The sequence below is a fragment of the Tissierella sp. P1 genome (genome assembly GCF_002266425.1).
In the GTDB taxonomy this organism is placed as follows: Bacteria; Bacillota; Clostridia; order Tissierellales; family Tissierellaceae; genus Tissierella; species Tissierella carlieri.
Map to the genome: position 1 here is coordinate 36,318 of NZ_NPMN01000020.1, position 15,340 is coordinate 51,657.

The 15,340-nt window shown below is 31.2% G+C and carries 16 protein-coding genes; 10 read left to right on the plus strand and 6 right to left on the minus strand.

Annotation, left to right across the window (positions count from 1 at the left end; all coding sequences use genetic code 11):
- Positions 1 to 81 precede the first annotated feature (81 nt).
- Together CIW83_RS14445 and CIW83_RS14450 are read left to right on the plus strand one after the other, a co-directional pair.
- Positions 82 to 570 carry a CD3073 family putative ECF transporter S component gene (locus CIW83_RS14445; protein ID WP_235601349.1) on the plus strand — a complete coding sequence of 163 codons (489 nt, stop codon included), beginning with the start codon at positions 82 to 84 and terminating at the stop codon, positions 568 to 570.
- Positions 571 to 697: 127 nt separating this feature from the next.
- Positions 698 to 1,000, plus strand: a complete 303-nt coding sequence (locus CIW83_RS14450; RefSeq protein ID WP_094902372.1) for a hypothetical protein — start codon at positions 698 to 700, stop codon at positions 998 to 1,000.
- Between the two features lie 25 nt (positions 1,001 to 1,025).
- Here CIW83_RS14450 and CIW83_RS24450 read toward each other — a convergent pair whose 3' ends face one another.
- Both CIW83_RS24450 and CIW83_RS24455 read right to left on the minus strand, forming a co-directional pair.
- A complete protein-coding gene (locus tag CIW83_RS24450; protein ID WP_255374448.1) occupies positions 1,026 to 1,451 on the minus strand; it encodes an SDR family oxidoreductase in 426 nt (141 codons plus the stop codon).
- Positions 1,448 to 1,780, minus strand: coding sequence for an SDR family oxidoreductase (locus tag CIW83_RS24455; RefSeq protein WP_255374449.1), 333 nt, complete (start codon positions 1,778 to 1,780; stop codon positions 1,448 to 1,450). Before CIW83_RS24455 ends, CIW83_RS24450 begins: the two co-directional genes overlap by 4 nt.
- Positions 1,781 to 1,953: 173 nt before the next feature.
- Between CIW83_RS24455 and CIW83_RS14460 the strand changes: the two genes are divergently transcribed.
- The 6 genes from CIW83_RS14460 (at position 1,954) to CIW83_RS14480 (ending at position 6,248) form a co-directional block, all read left to right on the plus strand.
- Positions 1,954 to 2,508, plus strand: coding sequence for an RNA polymerase sigma factor (locus CIW83_RS14460; RefSeq protein ID WP_094902374.1), 555 nt, complete (start codon positions 1,954 to 1,956; stop codon positions 2,506 to 2,508).
- Positions 2,498 to 3,112: a hypothetical protein gene (locus tag CIW83_RS14465; RefSeq protein ID WP_094902376.1), complete on the plus strand. Its 615-nt coding sequence runs from the start codon at positions 2,498 to 2,500 to the stop codon at positions 3,110 to 3,112. The genes CIW83_RS14460 and CIW83_RS14465 overlap by 11 nt, the downstream gene beginning before the upstream one ends.
- A 5-nt stretch (positions 3,113 to 3,117) precedes the next feature.
- Positions 3,118 to 3,645 (plus strand): DUF4358 domain-containing protein, encoded by a 528-nt coding sequence (locus tag CIW83_RS14470; protein ID WP_094902377.1) that lies wholly within the window; start codon positions 3,118 to 3,120, stop codon positions 3,643 to 3,645.
- A 57-nt stretch (positions 3,646 to 3,702) separates the two neighbouring features.
- The gene (locus tag CIW83_RS23075; RefSeq protein WP_201259906.1) at positions 3,703 to 4,593 is read left to right on the plus strand and encodes an MBOAT family protein; all 891 of its coding nucleotides are present in this window, start codon (positions 3,703 to 3,705) and stop codon (positions 4,591 to 4,593) included.
- A 97-nt stretch (positions 4,594 to 4,690) separates the two neighbouring features.
- Positions 4,691 to 5,113: a hypothetical protein gene (locus CIW83_RS23085; protein ID WP_201259910.1), complete on the plus strand. Its 423-nt coding sequence runs from the start codon at positions 4,691 to 4,693 to the stop codon at positions 5,111 to 5,113.
- A gap of 10 nt (positions 5,114 to 5,123) precedes the next feature.
- Positions 5,124 to 6,248 (plus strand): DHHW family protein, encoded by a 1,125-nt coding sequence (locus CIW83_RS14480; protein ID WP_094902379.1) that lies wholly within the window; start codon positions 5,124 to 5,126, stop codon positions 6,246 to 6,248.
- A 165-nt stretch (positions 6,249 to 6,413) separates the two neighbouring features.
- Here CIW83_RS14480 and nhaC read toward each other — a convergent pair whose 3' ends face one another.
- From nhaC to CIW83_RS14500, 4 genes are all read right to left on the minus strand, one after another.
- Positions 6,414 to 7,841, minus strand: a complete 1,428-nt coding sequence (gene nhaC, locus CIW83_RS14485; RefSeq protein WP_094902381.1) for a Na+/H+ antiporter NhaC — start codon at positions 7,839 to 7,841, stop codon at positions 6,414 to 6,416.
- Between the two features lie 65 nt (positions 7,842 to 7,906).
- Positions 7,907 to 9,664, minus strand: a complete 1,758-nt coding sequence (locus CIW83_RS14490) for a hydantoinase B/oxoprolinase family protein (protein WP_094902383.1) — start codon at positions 9,662 to 9,664, stop codon at positions 7,907 to 7,909.
- Between the two features lie 14 nt (positions 9,665 to 9,678).
- Positions 9,679 to 11,721 (minus strand): hydantoinase/oxoprolinase family protein, encoded by a 2,043-nt coding sequence (locus CIW83_RS14495; RefSeq protein WP_094902385.1) that lies wholly within the window; start codon positions 11,719 to 11,721, stop codon positions 9,679 to 9,681.
- A 14-nt stretch (positions 11,722 to 11,735) separates the two neighbouring features.
- Positions 11,736 to 12,857, minus strand: a complete 1,122-nt coding sequence (locus CIW83_RS14500; protein ID WP_094902387.1) for a hypothetical protein — start codon at positions 12,855 to 12,857, stop codon at positions 11,736 to 11,738.
- A 379-nt stretch (positions 12,858 to 13,236) separates the two neighbouring features.
- On the opposite strand from CIW83_RS14500, the gene CIW83_RS14505 reads away from it, so the two are divergent.
- Together CIW83_RS14505 and CIW83_RS14510 are read left to right on the plus strand one after the other, a co-directional pair.
- A complete protein-coding gene (locus CIW83_RS14505; RefSeq protein ID WP_094902389.1) occupies positions 13,237 to 14,094 on the plus strand; it encodes a MurR/RpiR family transcriptional regulator in 858 nt (285 codons plus the stop codon).
- Between the two features lie 37 nt (positions 14,095 to 14,131).
- The gene (locus CIW83_RS14510) at positions 14,132 to 15,160 is read left to right on the plus strand and encodes a sigma-54-dependent Fis family transcriptional regulator (RefSeq protein WP_094902391.1); all 1,029 of its coding nucleotides are present in this window, start codon (positions 14,132 to 14,134) and stop codon (positions 15,158 to 15,160) included.
- The last annotated feature ends 180 nt before the right edge of the window (positions 15,161 to 15,340 follow it).

A 15,340-nucleotide genomic window follows, 5' to 3' on the forward strand; every position in this document is an offset into this window, starting at 1 on the left:
AACTATAATATTTATCAATTATACAATAAATAATCTATATACTATAATTTATTTAACTAAATTATAGTAGGAGGTCATTTCATGAATCAAAGAAACAGGACTTATGCATTGATTTTTTCAGCTTTGGCTATTGCAGTAAATATTGTACTTGGAACAGTAGTGGACATGTTAAGCATACCCCTATTATTTCTAGATACTGTAGGGACTATATTTACTGCTGCTGTATTTGGACCTTGGTATGGAGCTTTAGCAGGAGGATTAACAAATTTGCTTCAAGGAGTTATTACAAATCCGAAGGTCATACCCTTTGCATTAGTTAATATCGCAATAGGAATTACAGTTGGTTTTATAGCTAAAAAGTGGAAATTTAATTTTGTGACAGCAGCTATAACTGGAATAATACTTGCAGTGGTGGCACCTTTAATTGGTACACCTATAGCTACTTATGTATATGGAGGCATTACAGGAGACTTTAATGACGTATTATTTACTTGGCTAGCTCAGTCAGGGCAAAAGATTTTTACTGCAGCTTTATTCCTAGGATTACAAGTAATTTTGTCGATAAAATAGCGAGTTGTTTAATAGTCTCTCTATTAATTCAAAGGCTTCCAAAGAGATATATTGAAGGAGCGAAATAAATGAAATTCATCAGCTCCCCTGTCCAGAGTATAGACATTTAGGATTGAAGCGAAAGCCTATGGATAAACTTGAGTATGATACTGCGGAGTTTAGAACTCTCTGCAAAAACATATCTCAAGATGCTATAAATATTATGAAAGAATACTTAGATAATGAATATGAGATTGTTGGACTTTTGGGCATTAATGAAAGTCCAAGCTGTAGCATAAGAGGTGTAAAGGAAATATTTATGGAAGAGTTAATAACTTTAGCTACAAAAGAACAAATAATATTGAACACTATAGATGTGTCAGGAGAATATTTTGATGGGGGAGATAATGAAGAGTTCATTAAAAAGCTAAGAAAATTTATAAAAAACTAGGTGATATCACCTAGTTTTTAATTGACTAATATGCAGTCCAACCAGCATCAGCTACAATGGTTGCGCCGTTGACTAGGCTGGATTCATCTGAAGCTAAGAATAATGCTATATTTGCAATCTCTTCTGGAGAACCAGATCTTATATTATTTCCAGTACCAGACATTATTCGTTCAACTCCGAAAGCATTAGGTTTCTGATTTGAAGTTATTTCTGTATCTACTCCACCGGGACATATAACATTACATCTAATTCCTTTATTGGCATAGATGAATCCAATGTTTTTAGTTAGACCTACTAAACCAAATTTAGATGCAGTGTATGCAGCACCACCCCTAGCACCATTTAGCCCACCAATTGATGCAACATTTATTATATTGCCCTTTCCAGATTCAACCATAAAAGGTAAAACCTTTCTAGTTAATTTCATAGGTGCTGTAAGGTTTATATTCAATATATTTTCCCACAGTTCGTCAGACAAATCATGGCAGGTGTGAAATTATCAAGGTTTCCTGCATTATTGATTAAAATATCAATTTTACCTAAATTCTTTACTGTATAGTCCACTAATTTGTCTATATCTTCTTGCTTAGATACATCTCCTTCAAAGGGGATAATAATCCCTTTATACTCTATAGAAGAATTTACAAGTTCTTCTAACTTATTCATTCTTCTAGCCACAGCAACCACCCTCGCACCTTCCTTGGCAAAAAGTAAAGCCATCTCCTTACCTATACCAGAACTAGCTCCTGTAACTAGAACAATTTTTTCATCTAATCTCATTTTTCACCTCCAAAAGTATTCTATATTTATTTTCTACTATTTAATATAAGAAAGTCAAGAAAAATTTAACCTATATATTATAGGGTATTTTTAATAAATAAAGAAATATTAAATTTAGTGTAACTTTTTGTTTATTCAGACGAATAATATATGAAAGACAATGGAGGCCTCCAATGATAGATGATAAAATTCTTTACAAAAAATTTCTTAAAGGCGATATAACTGCCTTCGAAGACATTATATTTACTCACAAGGACAACTTAATATACTTTATTTCTCGATATGCTGGAGATATCTTTATTGCTGAAGATATTGCTCAGGATGTATTTGCCTATGTCTATGTTTACAAGGAAAAATATAATTTTGACTATTCCTTTAAAACTTATATATATACATTAGGACGAAATAAGGCCATAGATTATGTAAGAAAGCAATCAAAGTTAAAGGTAATTCCCTTTGAAAGAGATAATGAGATATTATTAGATGAAGATAGTCTAGAAGAAAAAGTAATAAAAGATGAAGAAAAAAAACTCCTTCTTGATAGTTTAAAAAAGTTAAAACCTGATTATGAAAAAGCTATTTATTTAGCTAACTTTGAAGAATTATCTTATGAAGAGATATCAAAAATTCTAGGAAAAACCTTAGGACAGACAAGAGTATTGATTCATAGAGCTAGGAAAGCTCTTAGAGATGTATTGGAGAAAGGAGCTGGAGATGATGAAAGATAATAGGGAATTCCTAGAAGGGGTATATAAGAAGGCGGAAATGTTGGAAAGAGAAAGAGTTGAAAAAAGTAGAATATATAAAAGATATGTAAAGATTTCATCTATGGCAGCGGCTATAGTTATAATAGTTCCTTTACTATTATTTAAGGGACAAAATTCAGTTCCAAAAGGCTATACCGAAATTCCTCAAATAGCTAGGATGTTTACCATAGATGATCCTATGATTAGCTTCCATGAAGCAGATTATATAGTTGTAGGAGAAACTAAGAAAATTGATAAAAGTCAATATGTAAAAGAAAATAATTATATATATACAGATATTACTATAGACATTGAGAAGGTCTTTTTAGGAGATATTCATAAGGATGAAATTATTCTTAGGGTAAGGGGAGGAAAGGTAGAAAAGGAAAAGGTTTTCTCCCAAATGGAAGGTGAATTTAAGAAAGGAAGTAAATCTTTATTATTTCTTCAGAAAGAGGAAGGAGTATATTATTTAGTAAATGATGGTGAAGGTCAATTTTTAGAGGTGGAAAAGGATGTTTTTATAGATAAGCAGGGAAATAAATATAATATAGATGATATAAAAGATAATATAGATAGGAGATAAGTAAAATGAAAAAAATATTTGGATTATTCTTAGCAATGATAATGATGACTTCGTTTTTAGGAGGATGTGTTCCTAAAAAAGAAGTAAGGATAGTGGATTTGAAGGAAGTACATGCTGCAGTTAAGGAAGCACTTGGTGAGGATTATTATGCAAATAGAGAATTAACTGTAGAAGAAATAAAGGATTTGACAGGTATAAAGGAAGAAGATATAGAAGTCTTTATAGCAGAGATGCCGATGATAAGTGTTAACGTAGATACTTTTATTGCAATCAAGGCAGAAGAAGGTAAAGGAGCTGTGATAGAAGACAGTTTAGAAAAACACAGAAAATTCCTTGTGGAGGAATCTTTACAGTATCCTATGAATATGCCTAAGGTAAACTCTGCTAAGGTAGTTAGACACGGGGATTATGTTTTCTTTTTAATGCTTGGTAAATACGATGATAGACAAGAGGCTACAGAGGAAGAAAGACTTGAGTTCGCAAAGGCAGAAGTAAAGAAGGTAGAAGATATTATCAATAAGTTCTTTGAATAAATTGCAATCTAGTCTGGTTTTTTCATCAGACTAGATATTTTTTAATGGGGGATTATTATGGTTTTTAGTAGCGTATTATTTTTGTTTTATTTTTTACCATTTGTTTTAACGATATATTTTATAGCACCTAAAAAATATAGGAATTTCATACTATTAATAGCAAGCCTTTTATTTTATAGCTGGGGAGAACCTAAATATATATGGATTATGATATTTTCAACAGTCCTTGATTATACCTGTGGCAGATTAGTTCATTATTATAAATGTAATGAAAACATAAATAAAGCAAAGCTATGGTTAGGAGTATCTATATTTGTTAATTTAGGATTATTAGGTTTTTTCAAATACTCTGACTTTCTTATATCCAATATAAATAATATATTAGGTTCTAGTATTCCGCTATTAAGTCTTACCTTACCTATAGGCATATCCTTTTATACTTTTCAAACTATGTCCTATACAATAGATGTCTACAGAGGGGATACAAAAGTACAAAATAATATTATTTCCTTTGGCACCTATGTAACTCTTTTCCCTCAGCTTATAGCAGGGCCTATAGTCAGATATCAGACTGTAGCAGGAGAAATGGATAATAGAGTGGAATCCTATGATTTATTTAGTGAAGGTATAAAGAGATTTACTTTAGGTCTAGGAAAGAAAGTTTTGTTGGCAAATAATATAGGCATCCTCTGGGACAATATATCCCATCTAAATATGTCAAATATTCCAGTGTTAACTGCTTGGCTAGGTATATTGGCCTTTAGCTTTCAAATATACTTTGACTTCTCTGGATATTCAGATATGGCTATTGGTCTTGGAAAGATCTTTGGATTTAATTTCTTAGAGAATTTTAATTATCCTTATATGTCTAAAAGCATTACCGAGTTTTGGAGAAGATGGCATATATCTCTAGGTACATGGTTCAAGGAATATCTATATATTCCTTAGGGGGCAATAGGAAAGGGAGGTTTAATCATATTAGAAATATATTAATAGTTTGGATTTTAACTGGAATATGGCATGGTGCCAGCTGGAATTTTGCCCTGTGGGGATTATTCTTTGGAATTATATTGATTGCAGAAAACTATTTCTTCTTGATATATTGAAGAAATTACCTCAGTGGCTTACAAGAATTTATACCCTATTTCTAGTCCTTGTATCATGGGCCATATTCGCCTTTGATTCCATAAAGGATGGGCTAAGTTATATTAAAATCTTATTTGGATTTGGAAGTAATGATATTTTTAACCATACATCTTTATATCTACTATATACCAATATATTATTATTTTTAATTCTTATAATAGGGTCAACAGATATACCTAAGAGGTTGTGGAAGCATGTGAATAATAGATTTAGCAAGATATCATGGATTGCAGAAAATGTATTTTTATTCTTAGTAGTAGTATTATCAATAGCATATCTAGTAGATCAATCTTATAATCCATTTTTATATTTTCGTTTTTAGGAGGATAGATATGAAAGAAAAAGCAAGAGTTATAATATGTACTGGATTATTATTATCATTATCCATAGGTAATATAGTATCACCCAAAAGGGTGTTTTCCAACAAAGAAAATAGATATCTACAAGGACTTCCAAAGCTTAATTTGGATACTATAATATCTGGAAAGTTTAGTAAAGATTTTGAAACCTATACAACGGACCAATTTATCTCTAAAGATAATTGGATAGGATTAAAGACAATTGCAGATTTATCTTTATTAAAAAAGGATAATGGCAGAGCTTACTTTGGAAAAGAAGATTATTTATTTGATATAGATAAGGAAATAGATGAAGAACAATTAAAGAAAAATATAGAGAGTATCAGTATATTTTTAGATAAAATGAATAAGCATAATATTCCTGTTACCTCTCTATTGGTACCTAGTAAGTCTACAGTTCTAAATCATAAATTGCCCTTATATGCTCCTATAGTTGATGAAAGTTATATTATAGATAAATTGAAATCCTCTTTTAATGGAAAAATGAAACTAATAAATTTAGTAAAAGCCCTAAGTGAAAAATCTAATGAAGATATATACTATAGAACTGACCATCATTGGACTACTAAAGGAGTTTTTTATGCTTATAAATATTATATGGAAGCAATAGGAGAAAATCCATTAAAGGAAGAGGAGTTTATAGTAAAAAAGATATCTCAAGAGTTTTGGGGAACTAATTATAGAAAGGCTAATTTTTATTTAGGAAAACCAGATGATATATATATTTATGAACCAAAGGAGAATGTGAAGTATAATATTAAAATTAATAATAAAGAAGAAGTTTATAGCCTTTATGATGAAACTTATTTAAATAAAACTGATAAGTACTCTTATTTCTTAGGAGGAGATAAATCACTAATGGAAATAGAAACATCAGTGAAAAACAAAAAATCTTTATTGGTAATCAAAGATTCTTTTGCTAATAGCTTTATTCCATTTCTAACAAATCATTATGAAAAAATCATAGTTATAGATCCTAGACATTTTAATATGAGTATAGAAGAGCTTGTCAAAGAGAAGGGAATTGATGAGATATTGCTTTTGTTTAATGTACAAAACTTTGCTAAAGAAAAGGCTTTGTTTGTTTTAGGGAGATAAAATAAATTTCAGACATAAGTGAATTCAAAGAGAAAAGTAGCTATCTTTTTAATGATTATTTTTATCATTATAGGATAGCCACTTTAATTTAGGCTTGTATTTTAGTTGTTAATAATTGTTTCTCAAAAAACCTTCATCTGCCTAATCTGTAAATGAATCGGATGATTAAACCGGTTCTTTACTTTCATCTTCTTTAAATATTGCAAATCCAGTGAAAGCATATATAGCTGCTATTATAGGACATAGAATGCAGAAGAATGCATACGGTGCATATGCGGTGACTTCTATACCCAGAACCCCTGCTATATATACTCCAGATGTAGACCATGGGATCAAATAACAGAATATTGTTCCTCCATCTTCAAGAGTCCGTGATAAAACAGTCTTCTTAACTTTGTACTCAGTATATGAGTTTTTCATTAATTGACCAGTAAGAATAATTGAAATATACTGGCTCGCACACAAAATTGTTACAATCAAACTCGTTAAAAGAGTGAATATAACTAGAGTGCCTTCAGAACGGATAATTTTATTCATTTTATTCAATGCTACATCTAATACTCCTATACTTTGAAGTATTTCACCGAGTCCAACAGCTAAGAATGCTAGTGCTGTTGCTCCCATCATACTTAACATTCCGCCTCGGTTAAGTAGTTTATTAATTTCAGGTATATCTGTATTGATGCTGAATCCGTTGCCAAGAGAATTTATTATTGTCTTTAATTCATAATGGGAGCCTTGGAATAAAAATGCTGCAAAGATTCCCATAAGCGAGCTAATAATTAATGCAACAAGAGGTGGAATCTTTTTTACAGCCAAAAATATTGTGAATATTGGAACTATTAGAAGTATAGGAGTAATGTTAAAATTAGTATCTAAAACTCCCTTTATATTGTTAATCAAAGTCATATCAAGTTCAAGTCCTTGATATTTTAGACTTATTAAGAAATACAATATTGCTGATATAATTACAGCAGGTATTGTTGTAAATAACATAGACCTAACGTGTTCAAAGACATTGCAATCAGATACTGCTGCTGCTAAGTTAGTTGAGTCTGAAAAAGGAGAGAGTTTATCTCCAAAAACAGAACCTGAAACTACCATGCCTGCTGTAATGGCAGGATTAATATTTAGCCCAATTCCAATACCCATAAATGCTACGCCTAGAGTTGAAATAGCAGTATATGAACTTCCTGTAAAAAATGATATTATGCAACATATTAAAAAACCTGCAATAATAAATGTAGCGGGAGTTAATATGCTGAGCCCGTAATATATTATAGTAGGCACTATACCCGATACTATCCATGAACCAATGACAGCACCAACTGCCATTAGTATCATTGCAGCTAATATTACATCTTTACATCCTTTTAGGAAAAAGCTTTCTATATCTTGAAGACTAAAACCATTAATAATACCTATTATTGAACACACAATAATAGCAATCAAAAATACAACTTGTGTAGATATTTTTAGTAGTGCAAATCCACCCACGAATATTAAAGCTAAAGAGACCATGCATAAAAAAGCCATACCGAAACTAACCTGCTTTTTATCTTTATTCAGGATGTTTTTTACATTTTCACTCATGAAAATTCTCCTTTCATAATTTAATTCTAGTATTTAATATTTCTTAAGTGGCTTGATTTTGTGGTCTATTTGATATTTCTTAGACGGTTTGATTCTTCATAATCTATTTCATGTGTTATAGGATTAATTATAACTCCATATTTCAACTTTGCATTTTCTATAGAAACTAAGCCCATTTCAACATCCTCTTTAACTTTTTCCATATCTCTCTCTAATGGATTTCCATATCCTCCACCGCTTGCTGTAATACATGTTATTGTATCACCGTAATTAAGAAAAATCACATCACCCATAGCATAGTCCAATATTTTTTCATCTTCTTTTCCCTCATTTATTATCCATTTACTCGTGTTTCCATGTTTTCCTCCGTGCATCCCTTGTGGAGGTATTTTTGATTTTTGTGATACGTGTGAGAATATGCCATCATGCCCTACTAATTTCCATTTTCTTCTTTGTGCGAATCCACTTCTGAATTTTCCTGCACCCTCAGAATCTGGCAGAATAGATCTCTCAATAAACAGCATAGGGGCTTCTATTTCTTGAGCTTCTAATGGAGGAATAGGACAATTTGTGACGTGACATGACATTATTGTTATACCATCTTTGTCAGATCTCGCACCTAGACCACCAGGTACTATTTCACCCCAATATTGTCGGTGAGTTATTTCACCGCCACGAGGATGAGTTTCCAAATTGGTTCCTGAACAAAAATCATAATTTGTTCCGCAAGAATCAGCCATTACTTTATTTGGTATAGCATTAGCCATTGCACCCATTATCAGATCAACTAATATGTGATCTGTAACCATTCTTTGGAAGCATCCTATTGGCATTTGACAGTTTACAAGAGTTCCCTCTGGAGCGATTACTTTTATTGGCCGTTGACACCCTTGATTTGATGGAATATCTGCATTTGTTATACACCTCATGGCATAATATGTTGCTGAAATAGTTGCTGAAAGAGGTGAATTTATAGGACCTCTTATTTGTTTATCAGTGCCGGTATAATCAAAGGTTATATTATCTCCCTCAACTATTACTGTTAATTTTAAATTATATGGACCTCCTTCAAATCCGTCATCAAGAATCTTTTCCTCATGTGTGTAACTACCGTCTTTTATAAGTATTATTTCATTTCTTGTCAATCTTTCGGAGTAATTCAAAAGATCTTCCGTAACTTCTTTTACAAGCTCTAAACCATATTTTTTGACAATTTGTTTAAAACCTTTTATTCCAATATTGCATGCAGAAATTTGAGCCATTAAGTCACCTTTCATATCTCTTGGAGTTCTTGTGTTATTTAGAATTACATTCCAAAGTGCTTCATTTCTTATTCCTTTATCATATAATTTTATTGGTTCCAATAAGAACCCTTCTTGCCATATTTCAACAGTCCACGAATCGCCTGTCCAAACTCCGCCAACATCTTTGTGATGTAACATTGTCATAGAAAATGCAATAAGCTCATTATTATCATGAAATACAGGTGCTATCATAATTAAATCCTTAGTATGGTGACTGCCCAAAGATTCTCCACCGGCATATGGGTGGTTGGTTAGTATTAAATCTCCGGGATTTAAATCTTCCTTTGAAAAATATTTTGTAAGTACAGTATTTAAACATGGTCCAAGGCAATTTAAATGTATCGGAATATTAGCTCCTTCAGCCAATAATCTCCCGCTGCCATCAAAAATAGCAGAAGAACAGTCCATCATTTCTTTTACAATAGTTGAGTAGCTGCTTCTGACCATAGTAGCTGACATTTGCTCAGCTACAGAACGTAAAGCATTATTGATAACCTCAAGCAAAATAACATTAGCCATTTAATTCACCATCCTTATACATTAATATTTGTGTGCATAATAATGTTTTTCATGTCATCAACCGTAGCCGTATGATTAGGGTATATAACTACGGTGGCACCCATTTCAGCTACTATAGCAGGACCTTCAATGGTTTCGCCGGTGCTTAATGAATCTCTATTTATAATTGGTACATTGTGCTCTTTGCCGTCAAAAATAGCTGTCCCTAATCTTTTTTCTATTTTATTTACCTGTGAACTTTTCTTAATATCAGGTTTTACAATGGTTCCAATTGCACTGACTCTATAATTCACGAATTCAATAGGGTCTTCTTTCATGCAATGGCCATATGCGTGTTCGTGAAGATTATGGAAGTTTTCAATCATATCGTCGATATCTTTTTCAGTTAAAGCTTTGGGTGGAAGTGGAACACTTATTTCAAAAGCTTGACCAAAATATCTCATATCACAAGTTCTTATTAGTAGCTTATTTTCTTCAGATACATTTTGTTTTTCAAGTCCGTCATTCCCCTGCTTGTCCAGTTCTATATATATATCATTTAATATCTCTGGACTTATTTGCTCTTTTGTCATCAACTTAGAATGAACGTAATCGCATTTTATATCAGATAATACTAATCCTACTGCACTGAAAGTTCCTGGTGAATAAGGAACAATAACTTTCGGAATTTCAAGCTCTTCAGCAAGTTTTCCTGCATGAAGTCCACCTGCACCACCGAAGGCTACTAGTGTAAATTCTCTTGGGTCGTATCCCTTTTGAACAGAAACAAATTTTATAGCCCTTATCATGTTAGAATTTACCACATCAATGATACCTTCCGCTGCTTTTATTGTGTCAATGCCCAAAGGAGCTGCAATATATCTGGAAATTGCATTTTCAGTTTTTTCCATTGCATTATCCAAATTTTCTTCAAATATTTCAGGTCTAATTCTTCCGGTAACGAGGTTTGCATCAGTTACGGTGGGTTTTTCTCCGCCCTTTCCATAACATACAGGTCCAGGTTCTGCTCCTGCACTCAAAGGACCAACCTTTAATGCGCCGCCTCCATCAACCCATGCAATGCTTCCTCCTCCGGCTCCAATAAAATTAAGATCAACTGTAGGAATGCTTATGGGATACCCTTCAATATGACTATCTGTAGTAAATTTCATTACATTGTCTTGAATCAATGCAACATCAGTACTCGTTCCACCCATATCAAAAGTGATAATGTTTTTTTCGTCTATCAATTTACTTATATAGTTTGCCGCTATGATACCTGCAATTGGCCCTGAATCCGATACTGAAACAGGTTTTGTTAATGCTGTATCAAATGTCATTATTCCTGCATTACCTTGCATCATATAATACTTTGCATCTATTTGGCTATTGTCCATTTGATTTTTAAAATCGACTAAATGTGAAGCCATACTTGGCATCATAAATGCATTTATTACAGTAGTAGATGTTCTTTCGTATTCCCTGAATTGAGGATTGATATCAGCTGAAATTGAAACATAAGCTTCCGGCCATTCTCTATTTATTATTTCTTTTATTTTTATTTCATGATCGGGATTTGCGTATGAATGCATCAAACATACGGCTACAGCACGAATTTTCTTTTCTTTTAATTTATTAATAATTTCTATAACTTCATTTTCATTTAAAGGCTCAAGTTCCTGACCTAAAAAGTTTATTCTTTCAGAAACTTCGAATCTTAAATTTCTTTTTATTAGAGGTTCTGGCTTGTCCATGTTAATATCATAAATATTTTCACTTCTATATGCTCTTCCAATTTCCAGAACATCTCTGAATCCTCTAGTTGTTATTAATGCAGTCGCCTCATTAAGTTTCTGTGCAATCATATTTACGACTATTGTTGTACCATAAATCAATTCTTCGATTTCCTGGGGTTTAACTCCATATTCATCAATGATTTTATTTATGCCTGTGTTGATGCCTTTAAGCAATTCTTTTGGAGTAGAGGGAGTTTTTGTATAGTATATTTTTCCTGTCTCAACATTTGTCAAAACAACGTCTGTATTTGTTCCCCCAGTATCTATTCCTATTCTGAACATTTAATCACCTCATTTTAATTGTTTTTGTTGTTTAAATAATAATCTAATGAAGATCTATAGAGAGATCTTTCATAAATATTTTTACTTTTCTCATTAAGGTTAAGAGGACCTTTGCTTAATATTACATCCAAGAATGGTGTTATCAATCTGCCATATAGTTTCATACAATCTTTTGCATCAACACCAGGCCAAGCATTGCAGCTTACTACTAATCTTCTGTTTTTACTATTGACTGTTTTGGGTAAATTATTATATAAATCATCGTCAATTTCTATGACGAATTTATCCAATGTCCCTGTTGGAATTCCTTCTATTGCCTTAACTTGTGCAGGCGAAACACTATCATTATATGGGTCAGCAGTCAGATCAAGTATTACAGCATAATCAGGTAAATAATTAATCAGCTCATTTCGTATTATTATTTTGGTAGGATCAGGTCTTTTACTTGCATCTACGAGTATATCAGATTTTTCTATAATTATTTTTAAATTTTCATAATTTTGAGTTATATTTCTTGGAATCATATGGACTATAAGACCTCTACCATTATTTTTCGAAAGGAATTCCTCATCACTAAATTCCTCGAAGGCTTTGGCGCAATTGGCAGAAACAGCACCCATACCTATAATAGTAACATTGATTATTTTGTCTTTTGTATTCTGAAAATTATTGGTTTGTTTTTTTAATTGTTCGAAAGCTATACGAGAGCCAGCTCTTGATGTTCCTCGGTAATTTACCATAATTCTCTGATTTTCGTCATCAAGCATCGAGTCCATCGAATAACAATTTATTTTCTTTTGTCGAAGAATATTATTCCTTGTTTCTCTAGTTTCATAATGAAGCATAGAAATTAGTGTTGAATCTTCATTGATAAGATTAAGCTCATCTATTTCAGGAGCTCGTAAAACGACTATTAAGTCTTTTTTATACACCTCATTACGAGGAGTGAATATAATATTTTTGTTCTTTTGGATATAATCTTGTGGAGTATACCCCAAATCTTTTCCATAATCCTCTTCGAGAAAAATTTGAACGTCATATTCGTTTAAATTTTCAAATAATTCTGGTAAAAAATCTCTCTTTTCACCTTCTTCCTTATGCATTTTTGGGAAACCAATTGATTTTATAAATTTCATTTACATCACCCCTATTTATAAAATTTAGCTTTCTGCAGTATTATAAATAGCAAAAATCATGCCAAGTCAATTCAATGTGGTTTATATCAGAATTTCAACATTTATCAGGAATTATAATTTCAATATTCAGATAATTACTGTTGCTATATTCGAACATGTTGTTATTATGCAACACTAGATTGTCAATTTATACGATAAATACTAATTTATAAATGGTTTATATATATTATCTCATAATACTAAAAAACAAATGCATTTAATTCAATATTGTTGTTGCTTAATTGCAACACTTTTTTGAATTGGTATTGAGAATATATATCTATATGATACAATGAGGACAAGAAAATGTTATTAAAACGGATAGAAAGGATGGATTTGTATGGAAAATATTAACTTTTTTGATAGATTGACAGACAGTTCCCTTACATTGAATAAATATGAAACAAGATTAGCTGAATATATAAAAGAAAATTATAAGAAAATATCATTCTTAGATATGATGGACATTTCCAAAATTACATCTGTAGATTTAGAACATATAACATCATATATTAATAAAGTAGGATTTAGTGATTATGAGAGTTTTAGAAATTTTATCAGAGAATTTGCTATGCTAGAATTGAAATCTACAGACAGATTTGAATTCTCTTTGGTCAATGTAAATCCCAAAATTAATAATATAAAAAATTTAATAATTAATAAGGAAATATCAAATCTAAATAAAATGATGGAAAATTTTGATGAATCCGTATTTTATTCAATAATAGAAGAAATTTATAAAGCTCCGGAAATTATTATTATTGGAACTAGAAGTTCGAGTGTGATTGCAATATATGCCGAGCAAATGTTTAATAAATTAGGTAAAAAAGCTACGAAAATAATATCGGACGGAACGGATAGTTTTAATAAATTTTCTTTATTCGACCATGATTCAATTGTCATTTCAATTGCATTTGCCAGATATCCAAAAGAAACTATAAGAGTAACAAATTTTTTTAAAAAGAATAATTTTAAAATTGTATCTATAACTGACAATATAATGTCCCCTCTGACACCTTTGTCTGATATCACTTTTACTATACCTTGCGAATCAATATCAATAACAGATTTTTATGCGACTCCTTTCAGCGTAATAAATATTATTATCGTTCTTTTAAGTCAGTTGGATAAGGAAGGTTCAATTAGTTATCTTAATAAATTTGAAACAACTGCAAAAGACTATGGATTTTATTTTTAGTATTACTATTTAATAAAAAGCATAGGAGGGAACAAGCATGGAAAAATATGACGGTTATGTATTGTATGATGAAGACAATTGTGCAATAATACCCAAGGATTTTAATAAATATAAAACTGAAAATATTATTAGTATAAACGATAAAATGAAAGACATTATAAGTCTATGTTTGAGAGTAGCAAAGTCAGATGCTCCTGTTTTAATTACAGGAGATTCAGGTGTGGGGAAGGAACTGCTGACGGAATTAATACATAATAACAGCAACAGAAAAGAAGAATCATTCATTAAAATAAATTGTGCATCAATAGTGGATGGCTTAAAAGAGTCAGAATTTTTTGGATATGAAGCAGGTTCTTTTACGGGAGCATCAAGATTTGGAAAAAAAGGAATTATTGAACAATCCCAAAAAGGAACTTTATTTTTGGATGAAATTGGGGAAATGTCTTTGAATTTACAATCAGCACTTTTAAGAGTAATTCAAGACGGCAAGTTTTTACGGGTAGGTGGCTATAAGGAAATTAAATCTGATATACGCATTATATGTGCAACAAACAGAGATATTAAAGATTTAGTCGAGCAAGGGTTGTTTAGAAACGATTTGTATTTTAGGCTTAATGTTATACCAGCTTTTATACCTCCTCTATCAGAGAGAAGAGATGATATACCAATTTTATCTCTATATTATACCGATTATTTTAATAAGAAATACAACACCACAAAAAAATTATCACGTAATGTAATAGAAGCATTGATAGATAAAGAGTGGACCGGAAATGTCAGAGAATTAAAAAACAAAATTGAGAGATTAATTCTAATTACTATTAACGGTATAATAACTATTGAGGATTTGAGGTATGTTGAATCAATTAACCAAAAAGAAGGCTCTGTTTACTATGTAAATCAAGATATAGATTATTTTGAAACAAATCGACCATTAAAAGAAATTATGGATGAATTTGAATATAATATTCTTACAAAGGCAGTTAAAGAACATGGAAGTATCAGAAAAGCGGCAAAAGCCTTAAGCGTAAATCCATCAACAATATCGAGAAAGCTGAAAAAGTAATGCTTTATACTATTAAAATTCATATACATATAAAACTATTTAAAATGCAGTAAAATCAGCCTAAAAAAACCTAATTCTATGAATATTCAGGTCATTAGATTAAGCTATACTAGCATTCATGTATATAAAAATAATCAATTTGATTCATATATAAAGTAATTGTACAATAACTATGGATTT

Excerpts from the sequence above, each read along its gene's own strand:
- CIW83_RS14445 (WP_235601349.1), top strand. The coding sequence starts at position 82 with ATGAATCAAAGAAACAGGACTTATGCATTGATTTTTTCAGCTTTGGCT.
- CIW83_RS14450 (WP_094902372.1), top strand. The coding sequence starts at position 698 with ATGGATAAACTTGAGTATGATACTGCGGAGTTTAGAACTCTCTGCAAA.
- CIW83_RS24455 (WP_255374449.1), bottom strand. The coding sequence starts at position 1,780 with ATGAGATTAGATGAAAAAATTGTTCTAGTTACAGGAGCTAGTTCTGGT.
- CIW83_RS14460 (WP_094902374.1), top strand. The coding sequence starts at position 1,954 with ATGATAGATGATAAAATTCTTTACAAAAAATTTCTTAAAGGCGATATA.
- CIW83_RS14465 (WP_094902376.1), top strand. The coding sequence starts at position 2,498 with ATGAAAGATAATAGGGAATTCCTAGAAGGGGTATATAAGAAGGCGGAA.
- CIW83_RS14470 (WP_094902377.1), top strand. The coding sequence starts at position 3,118 with ATGAAAAAAATATTTGGATTATTCTTAGCAATGATAATGATGACTTCG.
- CIW83_RS23075 (WP_201259906.1), top strand. The coding sequence starts at position 3,703 with ATGGTTTTTAGTAGCGTATTATTTTTGTTTTATTTTTTACCATTTGTT.
- CIW83_RS14480 (WP_094902379.1), top strand. The coding sequence starts at position 5,124 with ATGAAAGAAAAAGCAAGAGTTATAATATGTACTGGATTATTATTATCA.
- nhaC (WP_094902381.1), bottom strand. The coding sequence starts at position 7,841 with ATGAGTGAAAATGTAAAAAACATCCTGAATAAAGATAAAAAGCAGGTT.
- CIW83_RS14490 (WP_094902383.1), bottom strand. The coding sequence starts at position 9,664 with ATGGCTAATGTTATTTTGCTTGAGGTTATCAATAATGCTTTACGTTCT.
- CIW83_RS14495 (WP_094902385.1), bottom strand. The coding sequence starts at position 11,721 with ATGTTCAGAATAGGAATAGATACTGGGGGAACAAATACAGACGTTGTT.
- CIW83_RS14500 (WP_094902387.1), bottom strand. The coding sequence starts at position 12,857 with ATGAAATTTATAAAATCAATTGGTTTCCCAAAAATGCATAAGGAAGAA.
- CIW83_RS14505 (WP_094902389.1), top strand. The coding sequence starts at position 13,237 with ATGGAAAATATTAACTTTTTTGATAGATTGACAGACAGTTCCCTTACA.
- CIW83_RS14510 (WP_094902391.1), top strand. The coding sequence starts at position 14,132 with ATGGAAAAATATGACGGTTATGTATTGTATGATGAAGACAATTGTGCA.